This is a genomic window from Nocardia sp. NPDC004168 (assembly GCF_040610355.1).
GTDB lineage: Bacteria > Actinomycetota > Actinomycetes > Mycobacteriales > Mycobacteriaceae > Nocardia > Nocardia sichangensis.
Genome location: NZ_JBEXME010000013.1, coordinates 56,354 through 79,256 on the forward strand (window position 1 = coordinate 56,354; position 22,903 = coordinate 79,256).

Genomic DNA, 22,903 nt, shown 5'->3' on the forward strand with positions numbered 1-22,903 from the left:
GTGGCGCGCCCGATCAGCGGCCGTCGCGTTCGGTGACCCGTTCGGTCACGCGGGAAACCTCGTAGCCCAGCAGCCGTTCCGCTTCTTCGATACCGCCCTGCAGGTCGCCGACCGCGTTCATCTTCGACAGATCCAGGCCGATGGTGACCAGGGTGAGCGCGATCTCCGAGGACAACCCGGTGATGATCACGTTCGCGCCCATCAGGCCGGACGCGTCGACGGTCTGCACCAGATGGTTGGCCACGGTGGAGTCGATCTGGGGCACACCGGTGATGTCGATGACGACGACCTTCGCGCGGTTGGCCCGGATGGCGCGCAGCAACTGCTCGGTGAGCTGGCGGGCGCGCTGACTGTCCAGCACGCCGATGATGGGCAGGATCAACAGCTGTTCGCGTACCTGCAGCACCGGCGTGGACAGCTCGCGAATGGCTTCCTGCTGCTGCCGGATGACGCGCTCGCGCTCCTGGACGAAGGACACGGTCACGGTGTTGGCGATGCGGTTGGCGGCCGGTTCGTAGGCGTCGAGCACCTTGTTGAGGAGTTCGAAGTCCGACTGGTACTTCTCGAAAAGGCTGCGTGCGAGCACGTCGCGCAGCAGAAGCACGATGCCGATGACCTCGTCGGTCTCGACGCCTCTCGGGATGATGCGTTCGGACAGGTCCCGCGCGTACGCCTGCAGCGCTTCGACGCTACCGGTCTCGAGCACGTCGACGTAGCCGTCGTAGATCGAGGTCGCCTCGGAGAAGATCTCCTCCGGGGTCATGGCGGTGAGCAGTTGGGCGTCGGCGATGCGGCGGGCCCACTCTTCACGCAGCGCGGTGCGGTTCTGGCGCAGGTGCTCGACGAGTTGCGGGAGCAATTGATCGATCGGTCCCGCGGTCAGGGAATCCGCCGAAAGGCTCATGGACACCTCGGACATGGACTCCTGCCCCTTTCGACGGTTCAGTCGGGATCTGTGTGCATTCGGCGCGTGCCGATTCCGAGCCTAGTCATACCCCACCCGAGTCGCCGACGAAACCTGCCGGTTGTTCGCCTGATGTTCGAGTGCGGGAGTGCCTCACGGCACCGTAGCGAATCCGCGTTCCAGCGCTGCGAGCGCCTCGTCCAAATACACCGTGAGGTCCGCGTCCGCGCGGGTCAGCCAGGCGTCGAACGCGGCGCGCGCCGCCGCCAGCGTGGTCCGGCCGACGGCGAGCGGGATGAGCCCGTCCTCGGGTTCGCCGAGCCGGCCCGCAGCGAACGCGCTCACGGCGCGCTCCCAGGCGTCGTAGTGCGCGCCCGCGGTTGCGGCCAGCGCGGGGATGTTCGCGACCAACTGCATCCGGGTGCGCAGTTCCGGAACGTCCTCGGCGCGATACTTGTTGGCTTCGACCACGACTCGGCGCACCGCGGTCATCATCGGAACGTCGTCAGGCACCGTCGCGAACGCGGCGCGCAGTGCGGCGACCTCATCGTCGAACTGCGACCAGAGCACCTCCGCCTTGGTGGGGAAGTACCGGAAGAAAGTGCGTCCGCTGATGCCGGCGGCGACGGCGATCTGCTCGACGGTGGTCTCGTCGAAGCCCTGTTCGCTGAACAGTCGCATCGCGATCAGTTCGAGTTCGCGTTTGGTGGTGCCGCGTGGGCGGCCGCGCCTGGCCCGGTTCTCCAGCATTGTTCGATTGTGCTCGGCCGCCACGGCCCTTGATTTTGTCAGTGACTGACGATAATCTCGCCGCATGTTGGCGGATCTCACCTGGCCCGAGGCGGGCGTGCGCGCCACCGCGGGTGCGATTCTTGCCGTCGCGGTCGGCGCGACCGAGCAACACGGCCCGCATCTGCCGCTGTCCACCGACACCGACATCGCCGCGGCATTGTGCGCCCGGCTGGCCGCGGCGCGCGCGGACGTGCTCGCCGCACCGGCGATCCCGTACGGCGCCAGCGGCGAGCACGCGGGCTTTCCCGGCACGCTGTCGATCGGGCAGGCGGCGCTGGAACTGCTGGTGGTCGAGCTGTGCCGCTCGGCGACCGAAACCTTCGAGCGGATCCTGCTGGTCAACTGGCACGGCGGCAACATCGAACCGCTGCGCCGGGCCGAGGATCTGCTGCGCGCCGAATCGCGTGACGTGCGCGTGTACCTGCCGCGCTTCGACGGCGACCCGCACGCGGGCCGGTCGGAGACGGCGCTGCAACTGGCCCTCGCGCCCGAGCGAGTGCACGCCGACCGCGCCGCGGCCGGGGACACCCGCCCGCTGGCCGAACTGCTGCCGCTGCTGCGTAGCGGCGGAGTGCGCGCGGTCAGCGCCAACGGCGTGCTCGGCGACCCGGCGGGCGCGACCGCCGCCGAGGGCGCGGCACTGCTCGATCACCTGAGCACCGACCTGCTCGACCGAACCCGGCACTGGTGGCCGGAGAACTCCCCGGAAAGGACCGCAACATGAACCCGTGGTTCGAGACCGTCGCCGAAGCGCAGCGGCGGGCGAAGAAGCGCCTGCCGAAATCGGTGTACGGCGCGTTGATCGCAGGCTCCGAGCGCGGCCAGACCATCGAGGACAATCAGCGGGCGTTCACCGAACTGGGTTTCGCGCCGCACGTGGCCGGGCCGATCGGCGCGCGCGACCAGTCCACGACCGTACTGGGGCAACAGCTTTCGATGCCGGTGCTGATCTCGCCGACCGGTGTGCAGGCGGTGCATCCCGACGGTGAGGTCGCCGTCGCCAGGGCGGCCGCGGCGCGCGGCATCGCCATGGGCCTGAGTTCGTTCGCCAGCAAGCCGATCGAACAAGTGATCGCGGCCAACCCGACGACCTTCTTCCAGTTGTACTGGTGTGGCGGCAAGGACGCGATCCAGCAGCGGATGGACCGGGCAAAGCAGGCCGGCGCGGTCGGGTTGATCCTGACGCTGGACTGGTCGTTCTCGCACGGGCGGGACTGGGGCAGCCCGGTCATCCCGGAGAAGCTGGACCTGCGCACGATGCTGAAGTTCGCGCCGCAGACCCTGGCGCGTCCCCGGTGGCTGGCGACCTATGCGCGGTCGGGCAGCATTCCGGATCTCACCGCGCCCAACATGGCCATCGGCGACGCGCCCGCGCCGGGTTTCTTCGGCGCCTACGGCGAATGGATGGGCACGCCCGCGCCGGACTGGGCCGATGTGCGCTGGGTCTGCGAGCAGTGGGAAGGCCCGGTGCTGCTCAAGGGCGTCATGCGGGTGGACGACGCGCTGCGTGCGGTCGACGCGGGTGTGGCGGCGATCTCGGTGTCCAACCACGGCGGCAACAATCTCGACGGCACCCCCGCCGCGATCCGCGCGCTGCCGGTGCTGGCGGACACGGTGGGCGCGCAGATCGAGGTGCTGCTCGACGGCGGCATCCGGCGCGGCAGCGACGTGGTGAAGGCCGTGGGGCTGGGCGCGCGGGCGGTCATGATCGGTCGCGCCTATCTCTGGGGGCTGGCCGCGAACGGGCAGGCCGGCGTGGAGAACGTGCTGGACATCCTGCGCGGCGGCATCGATTCCGCGCTGCTGGGTCTGCGCAAGACGAGCGTCGGCGATCTGGACCGCTCGGACGTGGTGGTGCCCGCCGGGTTCGAGCGAGCGCTCGGGCTGCCCGAAAACCGCTCCGCGGCAAGCGGTCCGGCGGACCACGCGGCCACGCCCGCCTGAGCGGTCAGTTCTCGGCCGCCGCCCGACGGTGGTGCGCGAGCAAGGTGTCGTAGATGTCGGCCAGGGCGGCGAGCTGCTGGCGATCGAGGATGTCGATCATGTGCCTGCGCACGCTCTGCACGTGCGCGGGCGCGGCGTCGGTGAGCACATCGGCGCCGAACGGGGTGAGCTTGGCGGCGGTGCGGCGGGCGTCGTCGGGGATCGGCTCACGGACGACCAGCTCCCGTTTCTCCATCCGGGTGATCTGGTGGGAGAGCCTGCTCTGCGACCACTCGAGCTTGGCCGCCAGATCGGCGAAGGTGAGCCGGTGGTCCGGCGACTCGGCCAGATAGGCCAGCACCGAGTATTCGACGTAGGTGAGGTTGGACTCCTTGGTGGAATCCCGCCCGACCGCCGCGGCGATGAGGTCGCGGGTGCGCACGAAACCCAGCCAGGCGCGCATCTCGACGTCATCGAGCCATTGGGGATCGGTCACGACAGCGCTCCAAACTCCGATTTGTCCCAAGATCGTTCCGTGTCGCGATGTGCGGCGCGGAACGGTCCGCGCGCGGCCGGACTCGGCCGCCCGAACGCTTTCTCAGAGATGAGAGGTAGCATCACCGGGGTTGAACGTGCAACCTTTGCTGGCCAACTGTCCGAGATAGGGTTGCCTAACCAGCAGGGGCGTGCGCGGCGGTGACTAGGCTCGCTGTGCTCGTGACCAGCCCGGCCGTTCGCGGTGTTCGGGCCCGTTCGAAGGAGTGCGACTGGTGACCGCGCCGGAGTTCCGTTATTCAGACCTGCTGCCCATCGGCGCGGACGATACCCCCTACCGGTTGCTCACGACGGAGGGCGTCAGCACGTTCGAGCACAACGGGCGCACCTTCTTGCAGGTCGCCCCGGAGGCGCTGCGGCTGCTCACCGAAACGGCGATGCACGACATCAGTCACTTCCTGCGTCCGGCGCATCTGGGCCAGTTGCGCAAGATCATCGACGACCCCGAGTCCAGCGGCAACGACCGCTTCGTCGCGCTCGATCTGCTCAAGAACGTCAACATCTCCGCGGGCGGCGTCCTGCCGATGTGCCAGGACACCGGCACCGCGATCGTGATGGGCAAGAAGTCCGAGGGCGTGCTGACCGGCGCCGACGACGCGGAATGGATCAGCAGGGGCGTGTTCGACGCCTACACCAAGCTGAATCTGCGGTACTCGCAGCTGGCGCCGATCACCATGTGGGAGGAGAAGAACACCGGTTCGAACCTGCCCGCGCAGATCGAGCTGTACTCCACCGCGGGCGACCCGGCGAACCCCGCCTACAAGTTCCTGTTCATGGCCAAGGGCGGCGGGTCGGCGAACAAGTCCTTCCTGTACCAGGAGACCAAAGCCGTCCTGAACCCCACGCGGATGCTGGAGTTCCTCGACGAAAAGATCCGCTCGCTCGGCACCGCGGCTTGCCCGCCGTACCACCTCGCTGTCGTGATCGGCGGCACCAGCGCCGAATTCGCGTTGAAGACGGCGAAATACGCCTCCGCGCACTACCTCGACAACCTGCCCACCGAGGGCTCGCTGTCGGCGCACGCCTTCCGTGATCTGGAACTGGAGGAAGAGGTCTTCAAGCTGACCCAGTCCTTCGGTATCGGCGCCCAGTTCGGCGGCAAGTACTTCTGCCACGACGTGCGGGTCGTGCGCCTGCCCCGGCACGGCGCCAGCTGCCCGGTCGCCATCGCGGTGTCCTGCTCGGCCGACCGGCAGGCGCTGGCCAAGATCACCGCCGAGGGTGTGTTCCTGGAGCAGCTCGAGCGCGAGCCCGCGCAGTACCTGCCCGAGCAGACCGACGCGATCCTCGGTGGCGACGTGGTGCGCGTGGACCTGAACCGGCCGATGGACGAGATCCGTGCCGAATTGTCCAAATATCCGGTGAAGACCAGGCTTTCGCTGACCGGTCCGCTGGTCGTCGCCCGGGACATCGCGCACGCCAAGATCAAGGAGCGGCTCGACGCGGGCGAGCCGATGCCGGACTATCTGCGCGACATGGCCGTCTACTACGCGGGCCCGGCCAAGACACCGGAGGGTTACGCGTCCGGCTCGTTCGGCCCGACCACCGCGGGCCGGATGGACTCCTACGTCGACCAGTTCCAGGCGGCGGGCGGCTCGTTCGTCATGCTCGCCAAGGGCAACCGTTCCGCGCAGGTCACCAAGGCGTGCAAGGAACACGGCGGCTTCTATCTCGGTTCGATCGGCGGGCCCGCGGCGCGGCTGGCGCTGGACTGCATCAAGTCGGTCGAGGTGCTCGAATACCCCGAACTGGGCATGGAAGCCGTCTGGAAGATCGAGGTCGAGGACTTCCCGGCGTTCATCGTCGTCGACGACAAGGGCAACGACTTCTTCGCCGAAACGCAGAAGCCGATCGCGCTGCGCGTGCGCACCCGCTCCAAAGAGCGCGTCTGAGTCGTTCTCCGGGCCTGCCTCGGCAGGCCCGGACACGACGATGTCACCCCGATCACCGGGGCGGTGGTGCGGTCGCAGCGGGCACGCTTAGCGAAGAACTTCGTCGATTTCCGCACCGATGCAGGTCGAGGAGAGCTATGAGCACGTCCAGGCCAGTACCGACGGCGTTGTGTATCACCGAGTCGGCCGCCTCCCGGTTGGCCGATCGCGCTGCCCGTGAGGGAACCAGCTGTACCACACTGCTCGATCGGCTGATCCACGAAGGCGTCGACCAGCTCGACCACCCCGGAATCGTTTTCCGCGGCCCGCTGCACGACCGGCGCGCCGCGCTGACGGCCGGTCCGGAGGTTTGGGAAGTCGTTGCGCGCCTGCGCGAATTGGACGGACCGCTGGAACGCCGGATCGCCGTGCTCAGCGCCAAATCGGACCTGCACGCGAGCAAGATCAGGCTGGCGCTCGCGTATGCCCGCGCGCACGGCGGCGAGATCCTGGAGCGGATCGCGCGCAACAGGGAAGCGGCGGAGTCGATTCGCCGGGCAGGTGTGCGGATGACCGCGCCGCCGTCGCGTCCGAGCGCGCTGGGCGGCCCGCCGGGAGTGTGGCCGGTCCGTATCGTCTGATGCGGCCGATCTTCACATGACTGGGGAGGGAATGTGAAATTCCCGACATCTGTGGATGATTCACCCGATTCACGGGCGGCTGGCGGCGCGAGCCACGGCCGCCCGCGGTGTGTCTACGGCTCGAAATGGTTCGCCGCGCCCGGATCGCGGGGATTCGCGGAATATGTCCGTGCTGATGCCTTGGTCCGGGTATGCCTGACATACCGGCCGAAAGGGACACATCGCCTCGCGAAAGTTTCTCGCGGAGGCTCGATCTCATCCCTCCGGTTGTCCACGACAGGGCACAAATCACCCAAAAGTCGCTTATCGGCGGCCAATTCGCGATTGGTAGCAGGTTGAATGCCGTAGTGATCCACAACACATCCACAGATTGTGGACATCACTCGTTCCAGGATGGGCGAAATGTTTGCCGCAAGAGGACAATTGGGCGCATAACGGACATAGCAGATGGACATTATCCCAAGTTGTGGAGTTTTCTGTGGAATTCGCTGACTGTTGTCCACACGTGCGGTGCGCTGCATGTGGAGTAGTGCGCTAGTTGGATGCCCCGGCTGAAGTCGATCTTGTGTCTCACAACACGCCGAGGCGGAAGCGGACGTTTTGTCCGCCCACGCACCGTTCGAAGCCGGAATGAACTTGTTCGCCTACCCTGAACCGTACGACTATGGCAGTAGATCGATATCTGCTTCATCGGTCGGACACAGGGGGGTGAAGTGTCGGAATTGCGGCGCGAAGACCGAGTTCGGTATCGCGATCTGGTCGCTCTACTGCGGCGGCACGCAAGGGAAGTCGGTGCCGGTGCCGTGCTGCTGTTGGCGGGTACCGGCGCGGGCCTCGTGCAGCCTTGGGTGACCATGCGGATCATCGACGCGGTAGCCGGTCGGCACGCGATAGCCGGGCTCGTGGCATTGCTCATCGTGGTGTTCGTCGCACAGGCGCTGTTCGAGACCTGCGGCGACTTTCTCGTATCGCGCACCAGCGAACGAGTGGTATTCGATCTGCGTGCGCGTGTCGTCGAGCGCTTGCTGCGGGTGCGAATGCCGGCACTGGACCGTATGCGGATCGGGGATCTGACATCCAGACTGGGCGCCGATACCTCGGCGATGCGCGAGCACGCGGTGACGAGCGTGGTGCAGTTGGGAATATCGGTGGTCTCGGCGATCACGGCGTTGGCGGCCATGGTCTGGCTCAGTCCGTTCATGACCGTGGTGACCCTGGTCACCATCGCCACGGCAGGATTGCTGGTGGCGGCTGCTCTGGCGGGGATCAGAACCGCCTCGGAGAGCGCGCAGACCGGTGTCGGAGAACTCGCCGCCGACACCGAACGAGCCCTGAGTTCACTGCGAACGGTGCGCGCGAATTCGGCTGAGGACCGGGAAGCGGCTCGCCTCACCGCGAAGGCGGCCGAGGCGTTGCACAGCGGTGTCCGCGCCGCGCGCATGGAGGCGATCATCCGCCCGGCGAGTTCGGCGGCGGTCAATGGGTCGTTCCTCGCTCTGCTGCTGATCGGTGGTATTCGCGTGGCAGGCGATCGGATGGAAGTCGGTGAACTGGTCGGGTTCTTGCTGTACGCCACATTTCTGGCCACACCGCTCGCCGGCGCCATCTCGCTGCTGGGATCGATACAGAAAGGGATGGGTGCGTTCCAGCGCGTCGCCGAAGCGCTTCGGGTCGACATCGAAGACGACACCGGTACCGAGGGTCCCGCCACGCTGACCGATCTCGGGAAGGGGCAGGCGGTGGTGCACGATGGGCGGCGCAGACCGGCCACGGTAGAACTCCGTACGCTCACCTTTTCCTATGAGTCGTCCCGCCGAGCGCTCGACGAAGTGTCTTTCACGGTGCCGGGTGGCGAACAAGTCGCGTTGGTCGGTCGATCCGGCAGTGGTAAAAGCACGGTGTTGTCCCTGATCGAGCGTTTCTATGAGCCCGATGGTGGCGTGATCCTCCTCGATGGTCACGACGTGTCTCGCCTCCATCTGCCTCCCTATCGGCGTCGTATCGCCTTCGTGGAGCAAGGCGCTCCGATCCTGCACGGTTCGGTGCGGGAGAACCTCACCTACGCTCATCCGCACGCCACCCAGCGGCAGGTCGAGCGCGCGGTCGAGCTCGCTGGTTTCGAGGATGTCCTCGCCCGGCTCGACGGCGGCATGGACGCGCAGGTCGGCGAGCACGGACAGTCCCTGTCGGGCGGCGAGCGGCAGCGTTTGGCGATCGCGCGCGCGTTGCTGACCGAGCCCGACCTGCTTCTGCTGGACGAACCGACGTCGAACCTGGACCCGATCAGCGAGGCGGCTGTCTTGCGGACATTGCGCGAACTGCGCGGACGTTGCACCGTTCTCGTGGCCGCCCACCGGTATTCGACGATTCGGGACGTGGACAGTGTCGTGGTGCTCGACGGCGGACGTGTGGAAGCGATCGGAACCCATGACGAGCTGATGGCGTCGAGCGAGTACTACCGCGAGCTCGCGAAGGACACGATCACCGCATCCGCGTGAAGCTCCCGCACCGCCCGGGCTGCCGAGCCGGCTCCGGTGCGGCGGCGACCTGCCTCCTGCCGTGCGCCGGTCACCGCGAAAGTCCTGCACCGGTAGCGCGGGAGCGCGTTGCGATCGGGGCATATCCGGCATAGGTGATCGCAAGCGATAGCATCGGCGCATGGTGTTCGGGAATGCTGGGCGGAGTCGGGTGGCGGCGGGACTATCGGTGGCAGTGCTTCCGGCGCTGGTCGCGGTCGGTTTTTCGGCGGGGGAGGCGCAGGCCGACATGGCAGTCGCCATCGAGCAGCGTGAGTCGGTGGGCTCGGCGACGGGGACCGAAGGGCTCGATCCCAAGCTGGCGCTGGCCTACACCTTGGCCGAACGCGAGGCGCACGCGCAGGGGGTGCCGCTGTCCATCACGTCCGGGTACCGGACGCCCGCCGAGCAGCAGGCGCTGTGGGAGGACGGTGTGGCGACCTACGGGCCGGACAACGCGCGCCGCTGGGTCCTGCCGCCGGAGGAGTCCACCCACGTGTCCGGAGACGCCATCGATGTCGGTCCGCAACAGGGCGCGCGGTGGCTCGAGACGAACGGCTACCGATGGGGGCTCTGCCGCTCGTTCGAGAACGAGTACTGGCATTTCGAGCTGCAGACCGCGCCGGGCACACCGTGCCCGCCCATGCTCCCCGACGCCAGCGTGCGGTGATCGGGTCGGTTCGGCAGAATACGACCACTTCGAAAACCATTGGCGGCGCTGCGAATCGCCCATCCCGTACGCGAGCTGACCGGCGTGGGAACCAGCCGCGCACGCTGACTGCCGCTGCTGCGGCGCGCTGGACCGCCGGGTCGGGAACGGCGGTGGGCAGACTGCCGTCGATGAGCAGATCCCGCCCGTAGTCGTTCCCTGCTCGACGCGGCCTGCTGCGACCTCCCGGACCGAGCCGTCGATCAACCCGGCCCGGAGGCGATCAGCTCACCGGCGTGAGTTCCAGCGCGCCCTCGATCGTGGTGGGAAGCCTGCGCCGATCGGGGGAGCCGAGCGCGGCGGTGAGATCCGTTCCGTCGTGTTCGGCGAGCAGGTCGCCGCTGTCCCACACCAGCAGTGTCGCGCTGACGGTGTTCTCGGCCGCCGAGTGCGCCAAGTCGTAGTGTGCGCACGCCGGGACGTGCGGATAGGTGATCCACAGGTCGTAGCCGGTCATGAACAGATCGAGGTCGAATTGCACACTCAGTCCGAGCAATTCGCTGCGGCCGTTGTCGTCGACGCCCGCGAACGCCTCGTCCAGGGCCAGTAGGCGCGGGGCCTGCGGGTCGGCGGAATCGAGCATGACGTGCGCCGCGGCGAACAGCGGCAGGTGCAGCGACACCGACTGCTCGCCGCCGGACAGCGCGCTGTGCCTGGCCACGGTGAGCTTGTCCTCGCTGCCGTCGGCGGAGATCAAAGTGAACGAGAACACCCGCCAGGTGCGATAATCCAGGGTCGCGGCCAGGATCTCGGGGTAGGAGCGTTCCGGGTGCGCCGCCCGCGCCGCCCTGATCTCGGAGGCGAAGTGCGCCCGGATCGCCGCGAGATCCTCCGCCGTCAGCGCCGACGCGTCCCGGTCGAGCAGCTTGCACATCGCCCGCGCCGCGTCGGACAGGCTGTCGGCCAGCACCCAGTGCACGCCGATGGTGTTGCCCGAGGACATCCGCCGCTGCTTCATCTCCGCGCCCATCCTGGCGATGAGATCGCGCGCGTCGCTGGTGCGTTCGTGGATCTGCTGGGCCAGGCCGGTCAACAGGGCATCCTCCAGGATGCGGCGCTCGGCGTCGGTGAGCAGCAGTTCCTGATCCCGCCGGGCGGCGTCGACGCGGGCGGCGAAGTCGGCCAGCGCGGAAGCCCCGTGTTCGTCGTGCACCTGGACGACGGTGAGGCCGTCGGCGGCGTCCCATTGCAACCGGTAATCGCGGCCCGAGCCGGCCAACGCCGCGTCGAACTCCTGCAACGCCCCGGTCACCGCCGTGCGGGTGGACTTGCGCGTCGCCTCGCTCACGCGCACCGCTGCCGTGGCCGCCGAGAGGCTGTCGAACAGCGCGGCGACTTCGTCCGGCAGCACCCGCGGTGATGCCTCCGGCCCCGCCGTCGCGATCCGGTACAGCAGTTGCTCGGGCGTCGACCACGCGGCGTCGCTGCTGGGCCAGCGTCCGTCGGCGGGGGCGCCGAGCAGCGTGAGCAGATCCGGCTGAGCGTACGGCGCGAGGGCTTTCACCTCCGCCAGCACCTCGGTCAGCGCGGTGGCCAGCGACTCGTGCGCGGTACGGTAGGCGGCTTCGGCGTCGCCGACCGCCTCGATGGCCTGGTTGGCTGCCTTGCGCGCGGCCTTCTGCTCGACCTTGGTCGCCTCGATCCGCTGCCGGGCCTGCTCCAATTCGCGGTCGATGTCGGCCGCGCCTGCGCCGAGGGCATCGCGCAGGGTCTCGAGTTTGCGCAATTGCTCCTGGTATCCGGTGCGCGCGGCCTCGGCCTCTTCCGCGAACGCCTCGGCCAGGTCGGTGGCTTCGGTCAAGCGGTCGTCGGCTTCGCGTTCGCGCTCTCGTTCCCGCTCGTGGTCGCCGCGCAACCGCAACAATCCCGTGCCGGTGTTCTCGAAGTGCCGGATGGCGGCGGCGAGGGCGTCGATCTCGCGCGCCGTGCGCGGTGTGCGGTGTGCGGTGGCGGCGGCGCGCAGTTTCTTCTCCGCGGCGGACACGTCCGCGACCGCCTGGTCGAGTTCGCGCTCGGCGTGGGCGGCGGCCTCCGCACGCGACCGCAGCACGCCCGCGGCCTCGGACACCGCGCGCAGCGCCGTGGTCACCGCGGTCGGACGCGGAAGCGCTTTGGCGGCGGCGGAGATTCGCGCGAGTTCGGCGGTGGCGGCGGCCTCCCGCTGTCCGGCGGCGCTCCGGTCCGCCTCGGCGGCCGCCACGGCCGCGGTCAACTCGGCCGAGCGGAGCTCGCGGCGTCTGGCTCGCGCGGTGGCGCCGATGAATTCCGCGTCGGTCTTGCGGTGGCGGCCGATCTGCACGCCTTGCCGGAACGCGCCGTTCGCTCCGATCGTCACCGCGCCGCTCGGCTCGCCCGCGTCCTCGTGCAGGGCGATGGAAGCGAGCACATCGGCCACGACCTGCCGCGGCACCGTCAGCATGTCCGAATCGTCTTCCACGATAAGCACGTCGGCGAGCGTGCGACCGGCCGGGCGGTCCGATGCGGGCAGCGGCAGCAGGAACTGATCGGATTCGTAGTCCGGCGGCAGCTCGCCTTCCGGGCACACCCAGGCGTCCAGCAGATTCGCTGCGTGCAGCGCGGCCTCGATGCCCGCCGCGGTCTCGGGCGGCACGTCGTCGGCGAAGCGCACCAGCCGCCACAGTGCGGCGCCGGACCGGTCACCGGTCCGGTCGGAGCGGCCCGCGAATACCGGTGGCGCGTCGTCGCGCCGGGCCGCGACCCGCTCGAGTTCGGCGGTCAGCTCCTCGACGTGTGCCGTGGCCGAGGCCACCTGGGCGCGTGCCTCTTGGCGGCGGGTGCGGATCTCCTCGAGCAGGGGTTCCGTGCGATCGGCCAGCACTTCGGCCACGGTGGGCGCATCCGAACCGGCCTCGGCCAGCGCCGAGTTCAGCGCTTCCAACAGGCCGGAGCGCACCGGGGTGTAGACCGCGCGGTGCTCGTCCCACCAGGTCCGCAACGCGGCCGCGGCCTCGGAGCGGGTCAAGGCGACCGTCGCTTCGGCGTGCGCGACCTCCGCCGCGGCGGCATCACGCAGTTCCCGCGCGCGCTCGGCCAGTCGCTCGGCCCTGGTGCGTTCGGCGGCAGCGGTGTCCACCGCGCCCACCGCCTTGCGCGCCGCGCGCACATCGACGTCGCGCTCCTCGGCGTGCCCGCGCACCGCCGCGGTGAGCTGCTCGGCCCGCGTCGACTCCGGCAGCGGCGTCCATGCGATCCCCGCCTCCTCGGCGGCGGCACGCAGATCGTCCTCGCCGCGGGCGAGCGCGGCGGCGGCGGTGCGCACCGCGGTGCGTGCGCGCTCGGCCTCCTGGGTCCGCTGGTCCAGGGTCTGGCGGGACTTGAGCGCCTTGTCGGCGTGCACGCCCGCCGAGGTCTCCAGGCGACGCACCGCGTCGGCCAGGTCGTCGAGCTGCTGTTTACCCTCGTAGGCGCTGGAACGCTGGAGATTCTCCCGGTCGGCGATGGCTTGCTCGTAGGCGCGGTCGGCGTCCTCGGCCCGAGCCTCGGCCGTGGCACGCTCGGTCTCCCTGCGCTCGCGCAGCGCGGTGGCGGCGAACAGCGCGGTGCTCGCGTGGGTCACCGCGTCGAGCCGCGCCCGCACCTGGTCGACATCCGTCTTCGCTTGAACCGCAAGGTATTTGCGATACACCTCGACGAAAGCCCTGGTCGCCGTGTCGGCGTGCACCAAACCCTCCAGGGTTCTGCCGACCTCCTCCATATCGCTGAACGAGCGAGCGGCGTCCAGGATCAGTTGCTCGTCGAGCGGGCGCAGGCCGTCGGTGAGCGCCTGCGACAAACCGCGCGGGTCGAGGTTCTTGGCCAGCTGCGGGCGGCGCAGCGTGAGGATCAGATTGATCAGCTGGTCGTAGCGCTGCGTCCCGAGGCCGAACATGCGCGCGTCGATCGCGTTGCGATAGTCCACCGGCCGGTCGACGATCGAGTCGGTGCCGATCTGCTCGGCCAGCTGCTTACGGGTGAACGGCCGATCGTCGGGGCCGATCAGGGAGAAGTCGATCCCGACCCGGCCGTCGGCGACGAAATACCAGCGGGTCACCTTGTCCGAGGAACGGGTGGCGCGCATGCCGATGCCGACGGTGACCGCCTCGGGGTCTTCCCAGCGACCGCGCGCGAACTCCATCCAGACATAGGAGTAGGCCGAGTCCTGCTTGCGGTAGAGGAGGTTCGACTTCATCGTGCGTTCCTCGCCCGCGAACGGGTTCAGCCTGCGCGGCTCGATCCGTCCGTCCAGAACGAAGGGGAACAGCACCTCCAGCGCTTTGGTCTTGCCCGACCCGTTCGGCCCGCGCAGGACCAATCTGCCGTCCGCGAAACAGAACTCCTGGTCGCGGTAGTCCCACAGGTTGACGATCCCGGCGCGGGTGGGGGTGAACCGCACTCCGCCGTGAATGAGCGACATTCGTCAGTTCCCTTCCGTCCCGGTGCCGCCGGGCCCGTAGGTGTCGGCCGCGGTGACGAACAGCTCCGCGGCCTGCTTGGTGCGGACCGTGACGACCGCGCCACGGTAGCGGGCCAGTGCGGGCAGCACGAGCAGTCCGTCCTCGACCATCCGGATCAACCGCAGCCGTTCCAGCAGCGCCACCACCTCGGTGGTGAGGCGAGGAACGTCGGCCTGCCATTGCGCGGCGAACGTCGTGCCGTAGCGATCGGCCAGCGCCTGCACCGTCTCATACAGCCAGGCCCGGTCGATCAGCGGATAGCCTGTCGCGACAGACCGGTCTGTCTGCTCCGCTGCATCCGTCGCCGAATCCGGTTCGGGGGCGGACGGATCCGGCGAACGCGGCTCCGCGAGCGGCACGAACAGCGTGGATTCGGGAATGGCTTCATCGAGCTGGTCGGCCAGTGCCGCATCCGTGTCCGGGCCGGCGTGGCGCCGCGGCAGCGGGTGATCGATGTCCAGCACGCGGTCGGCGATCTCACCGGCCAGGAGCAAGGCGACCTGCGCGAGCGTCCCGGTCCCCGGAAAGCGGACGTCCGACAGCCGCCCCGAGGTGTCGATCAGCGCCACGCCCTCCGCGCGGCGTTCGGCGCGCAGCCCGGTGAACAGTTCGACCTCCGCGACGATCCGCTCCTGGGCGAGAACAGGACGCTCTTCGGGTGCGAGATCCTCTGCGTACACCACCGGCTGCTCCACCAGCGCCCTGCGTACCCGGCGGGCGATTTCGGCGGTGGTCGTCGCGTGCGCGGAAACACCGCCGACCATGGGCTCTTCGGTGAGCAACCCGCGCACGCCGTGCAGATGTTGCAGGGCCCGCGGCGGCCGGAACAGCGCGAAGACGACCGGCCGGTCGATGTCGTAGAGCGCCTCCCCGGCCTCCGGATCGCTGGCCCAGCCGCCCGCGTCACCGTCGGCCAGGCCCAGCGCGCCGCGCACGGTCAGCCAGCCCACCGCGTCGACGAACGCGTCGCGGTCGGCGGCCCGGTCGGTGGCCAGTTCCAGTCCCTCCACCCGGTTCGCGTAGGCGGCGACCTGATCGGCCAGCTCCGACAGCGTGATCTGGTCCCCGGCGCGCCCCAGCGCGGCCAGCGCGAGAGCCAGGTAGGCGTAGCGGCGGCGGTCGAAGACGCGCTCGGCGGCGGTACGCGCGGGCCTGCCCGCGTCCAGGCGGTCGGCGACCGGGAAGACCCGCGCGGTGGTCTCGGTGACTTCCAGGCGGTACCCGAACAATTCGGCGAGGTCCTCGCGCAGCTCGGTGGCCCAGCGCCGGATCAGCGGCAGTGCGATCCGGTCCGGATAGGCGCGGGTCACCAGGTGGTTGGCCAGGACGACTCGGGCGGCGCGTTGGTAGTTGTCCAGCGCGAGCGCATCGATGGTGCGTGCGTGCATCAGCCGTGCTCCCCGCGCGGGCGGGACCGTGTTCCGGCGGTCTGCTCGATCTTCAGTGACCGGTTGTTCAACCGCAGCAGTCCCCGGGTGGTGCGCACGACGGTCGGACCGTCGTGCTCGGACACCGTCAGGGTGACGCCGCTGTCGGAGCCGGTGGTGCCGGCCACCCGGCCGCGCACCGGAACCCACGCGGTGGACGCGGCGTCCAGCAGCCGCAGCAGCACCTCGGTCTCCCGGTCGTCCAGCACTCGTTCGTGCACGTCGCCGGACGCCAGCGACCTGGCGGCCTCCGCGCGGGCCCGCTGCGCGTCCAACTGCGCCTCGCGCAGACGCCGGATACCCGCGTCGTTGCGGTGGATACGGGCGGGCGCACCCGCGGAGGGCGGGCGTCCGGTCTCGGCGAGCGTGCGCGAGATCTCCAACGGCGGTGCGTCCCACCAAGATCGAATCGCCGGAATCACGTCGGCGTCCGGGTGCTCCATCGCCAGGTGCCGCGGCTTGCCCAGCCCGAACACCGCGTCGAACAGCGCGTGGGCGCTGTCCACGGTCGGCGCCGCGGTGAACCAGCCGGCCAGATGCCGCAGCGCCGACTCCCGGCTGACCCCGCCGCGCCGCGTCTCGGTGACCCGCCGCAGCAGCGACAGCACCGCGGCGATCGCGCTCATGGTGGCCTCACGCAACCGCTCGGCCTCCGTCGTCCCCGCCTGTTCACCGCCGGACGCGACGAACCAGGTCCGCAGTCCGTCCCACCTGGCCTGCCAATCCGACCGGCGTTCCTCGACACTCAGCAGCACCCGCTCGTCGCAGCGCGCCGCCCGGCCGATCAGGTCGTCGACGCCGGTCTCCTCGATCTCGGCGATCGCGGCCGCCAGCCGCGGGGTGAACCGGGCCAGGTCGAGGCTGAACTCCCGCATGTGCGCCAGCAGGGCGTCCTTGTGCGCGAGAAACGATTCCGGGGTGATCTCGGTGGTGCGAACCAGGTCGCCGAGCCCCAGATAGAAGTGCGCGGCGCGGGCGGCCAGGTCGGATAACGCGATGTCGAGACGGCGCAGCGTGCGGTAGACGCGTTCGGCGTCACCCGACCGGTTGGCCTCGGCCAGGGTGTGCAGATCGGCCAGCAGTTCCGGCAGCACCAGGCGCGACAACGAAGCTTCGTCGAGGCGGGCGCTGAGCACACCGGCGACTGCCTGGTAGGCCTGGAAACCAGCCTGGGAGAACTGGTACACGTAGTGCCGATTACGATATTCGGCCAGCGTCGCGGCGCGGGTTCCGTCGTAACTGCGCTCCAGCATGCCCCACTGGTGCAACTGGTCTAGCAACGGGCCGATCTCGGCCGCGGTCAGCGGGGGCGCGGCGGGTCGGCCGGGTGTCTCCGGGGACCGGTCCGGCGCACCGGTTTCCGGCTCGCCCCCGGGTGGATCCGACGGACGCGTGCGCGCTTGCGCCGGATCCACGCCGGCATTCGTGACCGGTTGGTTCGCAGTGACCGGATCGGGCGTGTGCAGCGTGTTTCCGTTGCGGTCGATCCACTCCGCGACGTCATCCGCGTGCAGCAGCACCACGTATGCTGCCCGCGCGCCGTCGAACGCGCGCAGCACCCGGAGGTAATCGGCGCGCCGCTCGGCGGTGGCGAAAGAGAACAGCCGCAGCCGGTCGTCCCAGTGGGCGTCGGCCCAGCCGTCATCGGAGTCGGTCACCGGGAACAGGGTAGTAGCGGGCCGATCGCCACCCGCACGACGTTCCGGTGTTCGGCGTGGCCGCGTCCGGTTCGTCACCGTTCGCCGCTGCCGCGGCGCAGGTCGGCTCACTCGACGGACAGCGAACGCAACTGGTCCAGATAAGCGCGGGTGCGCGGATCGCCGGGGAACCGCTCGATGATCTCACGCGCGACTTCCCCCGCGATCCACATCAGCGAGGGCAACGACCGCCTGCTGCCCGCGAACGCGCGCATGCCCTCGGCGACCGCGAGTTCCAGGTCACGGTCGCGCACCGCGACCACGGCCAAAGTCAGGTGCGCCTCGGAGACCCGCATCGGATTGCGCACGCTGCCGTCCGGGCGGGTGGCGTTGCGGATCACTTCCCGCGCGTAGGTTTCGGCGAGCCGATCCTCGCCCGCGACCCGGCAGCAGTCCATCGCGTAGAAGTCGAACTTGTTCGCATCGATGACGAAATGGTTGTCCAGATTGGCCGGATGATCGAGTCGCTCCAAGATAGCTCGGCCTTCGTCGAGCGCCGCCTCCACCTCGCGCGGGTTGCCCAGCCTGGCCCAGGCTTTGGCGCGCTGGGCGGCGAGCTGGACACCGACGCGCAGGTGCTGGCTTACTTCCAGCGTCGGCTGCACGGTCTCGATGACGCCGCGGTAGTTACCCTGGGTCAGCGCGAACCACGCGGTCATTTCCGCTGCCCATGCCGCGATCTCGATGTTCTCCGCCTCCTGCGCCAGCGACTGGGCGGCGCGGCGGGTCGCCTCCGCGGCGGTGCGCCTGCCGAGGTCGTAGTCGACGCAGCCGACCAGCAACGCCACCCATCCGGCGAGAACGAGGATTTCGCGGTGCTGCGCCAGGGTCAGGCGACCGTCCAGCAACGAGGTGATTCTGCGCAGCCACGCGGTGCCGTCGGCGTGCAGGTCGTGCGGGTCGGCGTAGGAGTATTCGCAGCACAGGCGTTCTGCGGTGATGCGGACGGCCTCCAGTGTCACGGAGGACACATCGGACATACGGAGTCGTCCGATGAACTCGAGCGTGTCCATGCCGGTGGCCGAGAGCAATTCGTCGTCCCGGTTCGGTCTGGCCTTGGGAAAGAACGCCGCGGTCACCGTGTCGAAGGTGGCGGCGATGATCGGCGCGTAGAAGTCGTCGGGGCGTGATTCGCCCGATTCCCAACGGCGCCAGTTGCGTAGGAGAGTACTGTCGGTCGGCAGGTTGTGCGAAGACTTTCCACGCATCACGCGAACAGCGTCGGCTTGCGACCACCCCCTCGCGTCACGCTCGGAACGCATTCGGACTGCCCAGACGGGTCGATCGTCGGTAGCGGCCACGTCTGTAGTATCGCACCAGTTAACGTTTGGTGGCCTTAAGAGGGCAGGCAGATGTCCGTGTGTTGACAGCTACTTTCGCGCCGCCGCGTTGTGCATGCTGAACATGGCGCTAGAAGTTAGCCAGCCCCTCCTGTAAGAGCAATTGCAAGTACATCTGCTCTTGCACGAAGCGCAAATACCCCGTAAAACGGGTGGATCCACATAAGAGAACAGCGATCCCAATCCAACGGAGGTTCGGGTGGAAGCGTTGATCTATGGATACTTGCGTGACGATCTGGCCGATGGCCATAGCAAGGAGCTCGAGGCCGCGATGAGCAGCCTCGCCCGCGAGGAAGGGCTGTGCTTCGCCGCAACGTTCCATGAATCGACCGGCGGTGACGGGGCGGCTTTCGCCGAGCTCACGGCGGAACTCAAGCGCGCGGACGCGCACCATGTGGTGGTTCCCTCACTCGATCACTTTGCCGGCCAGACGATTCCGCGCGACATCTTGATCGCCAAGCTGGCTCAGGAGGCGGCGGCGCGGGTGTGGACGGTGGAGAGTTGATCGCCGCGACCGAACTGCCCGGTACCGCCCCGAACCCCAGCGTCGCAGTCCGGTCACCGCGCCGGTGACGAGTACACCCGCTGCCAGGGAAGCGAGCAGCCCCGCGAGCCGGTGCTGTTCGAACAGCGGGTATACCTGCCAATGCAGCAGATAGACGAACAACGAGCCGTCGGCCAGCACCGCGGCGCAGACGGCGACGACGGCGGGAACCCGGACCGCGGACAACCACACCAGTGCGAGCAAGCCCGCCATGATCAAACGTTCCCGTTCGGGAACGCCGAAATAACCAGGCACCGTGATCAGTACGACGGCACTCACCGTCATCCGCTGCCACATCGACGTCGCCTTCGCCGCCGCCCAACCGAGCGCGAAGAGCCACACCGCCAGCGGAGAGAACGGGATGTCCTTCGCCGAATACAGACCGAACGCTTGGTATCGAAAGACGAGGCTCAGCGCGACCAGCGCCATCGCGAACCAGAACGGCTCGGCCCGTTGCCACCGGTCCACCACGGGGATCCGGATCAACAGCGCGGCGGCCAGCATGAAATACACGAGCACCTCGAGAAACCACAGGTGCCCGGCGGTGGCGCTGTCGTGCGGGCCGAGAATCTTGTTCAGTAACAGGACATTCTGCCAGCCGTAGTAGTCGGTGCGAGTCATGGTCAGCGCGACCCAGAGCGCCGTCGGCACCGCGATGTATGCCACGGTGCGCAACGTGTGGCGCAGTCGCTCGGCGGCTGGGGCCGTGGTCACTCCGAACCGCGCGAAGTTGAAGCCGGCCACGCCGAGCAGCACGTGCGCCGCGCCCCAGAGCACGTACACTCCGGCGTGCGAGCTGACGATGAGCACGATGCCGACCGCGCGCAGCAGCGTTCCGGTGTCGAGTGCCCGTCCGAAACGCCTGCGGCCTCGTGGTATCCGTTCCAGTTCCGCCACGGACGTGTTCGGCCAGTCGGTGGGCAGGCGGCCGATCGCCCGCTCCAGCCGTGCCGCGGTGGTCACGTAGGTGAGCGAGTTGCCGCCGAGGTCGACGAACGTGCTGTCCGGGTGGACCCGCGCGGGATCGATGCCCAGCGTCGTGGCGTAGAGGGAGCGGATGTCACGTGTCTGCGGCGCGGATCCGGCCAGCCGCCGGATAGCGGGGTAGTCGGGTTTGCCATTCGGTAACCGCGGGATCCGTTCGACCACGTGGACCCGCACGGCGGCGGCGGGCAGGCCGGACAGTCGCGCGGCGAGCTCGGTGAGATCGGACCGCGGGGTCTCCACGGCCACCACGAGGTGCGCGTCGTCGTCCGCGCACCGTGCCGTGAATCCGGCCTCCGCCAGCCCGGATTCGAGACGCTCCAGATCGATGCGCAGTCCGAAGATCTTGGCGAACCGGCTACGCCTGCCGACCACCTGGTACAAGCCCTCGGGTGTGCGTCGTGCCAGGTCGCCCGTGCGCAGGGCATCGACCGTACGGCCGAGGGCGAGGTCTGCGGCGGACTTCGCGTATCCCATCATCACATTGGCCCCGCGATAGACCAGTTCGCGCGGTTCGTCCCCATTGTCGTCGGCTTCCTCGACCGGCTCGAGGGTGAATTCGCCGCCCGGAATCGGGATCCCGATGCAGTCCGGGTGCGCGCTCGCCAGATGCGCGGGCAGATAGGCCATTCGCGCGGTGGCCTCGGTCTGGCCGTACATGACCACGAACTCCCAGCCGTGTTCCCGGCCGAGCGCGGCGTATTCGCGTACCCGCTCCGGCGCCAGTCTGCCGCCCGCCTGGGTGACATAGCGCAGGTGCGGCAGGTCCATACGGGCGAAACCGATTCGGTCCAGCAGTTCGATGGTGTAGGGAACCGCGGCGAACGACGTTGCGCGGCAGTCCCGGAACGCGTGCCAGAACTGCGTGTCCAATACCGACTGGTCGGTGAGCATGAGGCTCGCCCCGCGCCACAGGTGGCTGTGCACCACCGACAGCCCGTAGCAGTAGAACATCGGCAGGGTGGTGGCCGCGCAATCGCCAGGGCCGATGGCCAGGTACTCGGCGATGGCCGCCGCGTTGGAACGCAGGTTCGTCGCCGAGAGCCGGACCAGTTTGGGCGACCCGGTGGAGCCCGAGGTGCTCAGCAGCAGCGCGAGCTCCGGATGCAGGCGATGCGCCGAGCGTTCCCGGACCACCTCGGCGCGCCCGTCTTCGACGAGCACGTCCGGGTCGTAGGCGTCCCGCAACTCCGCAGTGATCTGCTCGGTCAGCAAGACCACGCATCCGGCGCTGAGCGCTCCGAGGTACGCGACGAGCGAGGAAAGATCGTTGCGCGCGGCGAGCGCGACGAGGCGACGGGCCGGGCCGAGTTCGGCCGCGAAGGACTCGACGAGCGCAGCAAGCTGAGCGTAGGTCACCTGCCGGGTGGGTGGGGATCCGCCGCCGTCCGCGCCCGCACGGTCGGGGCAATGGACGGCGATCCGCTCGTCGAAGGTGCGCAGACGCTCGACGATCGGATGGACGGTCACCGGCGAAAGTGTAGGAGGGGGTCGTTTCCCGACCTGAAGGTGGCCCCCCGGCGAACTTCCGGTGAACCCCGCGGACGCCGGCCGCCCGCACCGAACGCGCCGACGCGCAACCGATCAGAGACCGAAGCTGCCCGGACCCCGTCTGCGCAGGTACTTCTCGAATTCGGCCGCGATGGCGTCGCCGTCGATCTTGGCCATCGCCTCGTTCACGTCGACCGCGGCGTCGCCGCGTTCCTCCAGCGAGCGCACGTACTCGCTGATCTCCTCGTCGCCCACGGTCATCTCGTTCACCGCGGTCTCCCAGTCCTCGGCCTGCTTGGGCAACTCACCCAGCGGCACCTCGATGTCGAGCACGTCCTCGACGCGGTGCAGCAGCGCGATGGTCGCCTTCGGATTCGGCGGCTGGGAGACATAGTGCGGAACGGCGGCCCAGAACGACACCGCCGGGACCCCCGCCTTCACGCACTGGTCCTGCAGCACGCCGGTGATCCCGGTCGGTCCCTCGTAGCGGGTCTGCTCCAGGCTGAACCGCTCGGCCGCTTCCTTGCTGTATGCCGAGCCGGTCACCGGTACCGGGCGAGTGTGCGGAGTGTCCGCGAGCAGTGCGCCGAGAATGACCACGGTCTGCACCCCGAGTTGCTCGATGAACTCCAGCAGGTCGCCGCAGAAGCTGCGCCAGCGCATATTCGGTTCGATACCGCGCAGCAGCACCACGTCGCGGTCGCTGCCGGGCGGCGAGCACACCGACAACATCGTCGACGGCCACTGGATTTCCCTGGTCACACCGTCCACCTGACGCACCGTCGGGCGGTTGACCTGATAGTCGTAGTAGTCCTCGGAGTCGAGCTCGGCCAACGGCTCGGCGTCCCAGATCAGTTCCAGATGCTCGACGGCGCCGCTGGCCGCGTCACCGGCGTCGTTCCACCCCTCGAAGGCGGCGACCAGTACCGGATCCCGCAACGTCGGCAGTTCCGGATCGGGAGTTTCACTGGCGTTCACTCGGTCAGCCTACGGTGTGCGGCGACATGGCGTGTCGTAGAACGGCCGGACGGGGTGGCGTGTTCCGGCGCGCGGAC

At 68.9% G+C, this 22,903-nt stretch carries 16 protein-coding genes; 7 read left to right on the top strand and 9 right to left on the bottom strand.

The genetic code is table 11. The features are described 5' to 3' along the window. Positions 1-13: 13 nt before the first annotated feature. Entirely contained in the window at positions 14-919 is a 906-nt protein-coding gene (locus tag ABZW96_RS22755) for an STAS domain-containing protein (RefSeq protein WP_039798458.1), read from the bottom strand. Between the two features lie 138 nt (positions 920-1,057). Next, complete coding sequence (gene mftR, locus ABZW96_RS22760; RefSeq protein WP_355077481.1) at positions 1,058-1,654, bottom strand: mycofactocin system transcriptional regulator; 597 nt, start codon at positions 1,652-1,654, stop codon at positions 1,058-1,060. A gap of 64 nt (positions 1,655-1,718) precedes the next feature. Between mftR and mftE the strand changes: the two genes are divergently transcribed. Continuing rightward, the gene (mftE, locus tag ABZW96_RS22765; RefSeq protein WP_355077482.1) at positions 1,719-2,420 is read left to right on the top strand and encodes a mycofactocin biosynthesis peptidyl-dipeptidase MftE; all 702 of its coding nucleotides are present in this window, start codon (positions 1,719-1,721) and stop codon (positions 2,418-2,420) included. Then, on the top strand, positions 2,417-3,640 hold the full coding sequence (mftD, locus tag ABZW96_RS22770) for a pre-mycofactocin synthase MftD (protein ID WP_355077484.1): 1,224 nt from the start codon (positions 2,417-2,419) through the stop codon (positions 3,638-3,640). The genes mftE and mftD overlap by 4 nt, the downstream gene beginning before the upstream one ends. 4 nt (positions 3,641-3,644) lie before the next feature. On the opposite strand, the gene ABZW96_RS22775 is transcribed toward mftD, so the two are convergent. Next, on the bottom strand, positions 3,645-4,115 hold the full coding sequence (locus tag ABZW96_RS22775; RefSeq protein WP_355077485.1) for a MarR family winged helix-turn-helix transcriptional regulator: 471 nt from the start codon (positions 4,113-4,115) through the stop codon (positions 3,645-3,647). A 274-nt stretch (positions 4,116-4,389) separates the two neighbouring features. Between ABZW96_RS22775 and ABZW96_RS22780 the strand changes: the two genes are divergently transcribed. The 4 genes from ABZW96_RS22780 (at position 4,390) to ABZW96_RS22795 (ending at position 9,872) form a co-directional block, all read left to right on the top strand. Then, the gene (locus ABZW96_RS22780; RefSeq protein WP_355077486.1) at positions 4,390-6,066 is read left to right on the top strand and encodes a fumarate hydratase; all 1,677 of its coding nucleotides are present in this window, start codon (positions 4,390-4,392) and stop codon (positions 6,064-6,066) included. Between the two features lie 137 nt (positions 6,067-6,203). Further along, positions 6,204-6,686, top strand: coding sequence for a hypothetical protein (locus tag ABZW96_RS22785; RefSeq protein WP_355077488.1), 483 nt, complete (start codon positions 6,204-6,206; stop codon positions 6,684-6,686). 713 nt (positions 6,687-7,399) lie between these two features. Beyond that, positions 7,400-9,184 carry an ABC transporter ATP-binding protein gene (locus ABZW96_RS22790; protein WP_355077490.1) on the top strand — a complete coding sequence of 595 codons (1,785 nt, stop codon included), beginning with the start codon at positions 7,400-7,402 and terminating at the stop codon, positions 9,182-9,184. A 268-nt stretch (positions 9,185-9,452) separates the two neighbouring features. Continuing rightward, positions 9,453-9,872 (top strand): M15 family metallopeptidase, encoded by a 420-nt coding sequence (locus tag ABZW96_RS22795; RefSeq protein WP_355077684.1) that lies wholly within the window; start codon positions 9,453-9,455, stop codon positions 9,870-9,872. A 262-nt stretch (positions 9,873-10,134) separates the two neighbouring features. Here ABZW96_RS22795 and ABZW96_RS22800 read toward each other — a convergent pair whose 3' ends face one another. From ABZW96_RS22800 to ABZW96_RS22815, 4 genes are all read right to left on the bottom strand, one after another. After that, positions 10,135-14,325, bottom strand: a complete 4,191-nt coding sequence (locus ABZW96_RS22800) for a TIGR02680 family protein (protein WP_355077491.1) — start codon at positions 14,323-14,325, stop codon at positions 10,135-10,137. Between the two features lie 3 nt (positions 14,326-14,328). Beyond that, a complete protein-coding gene (locus tag ABZW96_RS22805; RefSeq protein WP_355077493.1) occupies positions 14,329-15,753 on the bottom strand; it encodes a TIGR02678 family protein in 1,425 nt (474 codons plus the stop codon). Further along, a complete protein-coding gene (locus tag ABZW96_RS22810; protein ID WP_355077495.1) occupies positions 15,753-17,450 on the bottom strand; it encodes a TIGR02677 family protein in 1,698 nt (565 codons plus the stop codon). Before ABZW96_RS22810 ends, ABZW96_RS22805 begins: the two co-directional genes overlap by 1 nt. Positions 17,451-17,557: 107 nt before the next feature. Further along, positions 17,558-18,697 carry an XRE family transcriptional regulator gene (locus ABZW96_RS22815; RefSeq protein ID WP_355077686.1) on the bottom strand — a complete coding sequence of 380 codons (1,140 nt, stop codon included), beginning with the start codon at positions 18,695-18,697 and terminating at the stop codon, positions 17,558-17,560. A gap of 331 nt (positions 18,698-19,028) precedes the next feature. Between ABZW96_RS22815 and ABZW96_RS22820 the strand changes: the two genes are divergently transcribed. Beyond that, positions 19,029-19,334, top strand: coding sequence for a hypothetical protein (locus ABZW96_RS22820; protein WP_350901430.1), 306 nt, complete (start codon positions 19,029-19,031; stop codon positions 19,332-19,334). On the opposite strand, the gene ABZW96_RS22825 is transcribed toward ABZW96_RS22820, so the two are convergent. Continuing rightward, positions 19,236-21,827, bottom strand: coding sequence for an AMP-binding protein (locus tag ABZW96_RS22825; protein ID WP_355077497.1), 2,592 nt, complete (start codon positions 21,825-21,827; stop codon positions 19,236-19,238). The genes ABZW96_RS22820 and ABZW96_RS22825 overlap by 99 nt on opposite strands. Positions 21,828-21,941: 114 nt before the next feature. Next, complete coding sequence (locus ABZW96_RS22830; RefSeq protein WP_063018039.1) at positions 21,942-22,826, bottom strand: PAC2 family protein; 885 nt, start codon at positions 22,824-22,826, stop codon at positions 21,942-21,944. Between the last annotated feature and the right edge of the window lie 77 nt (positions 22,827-22,903).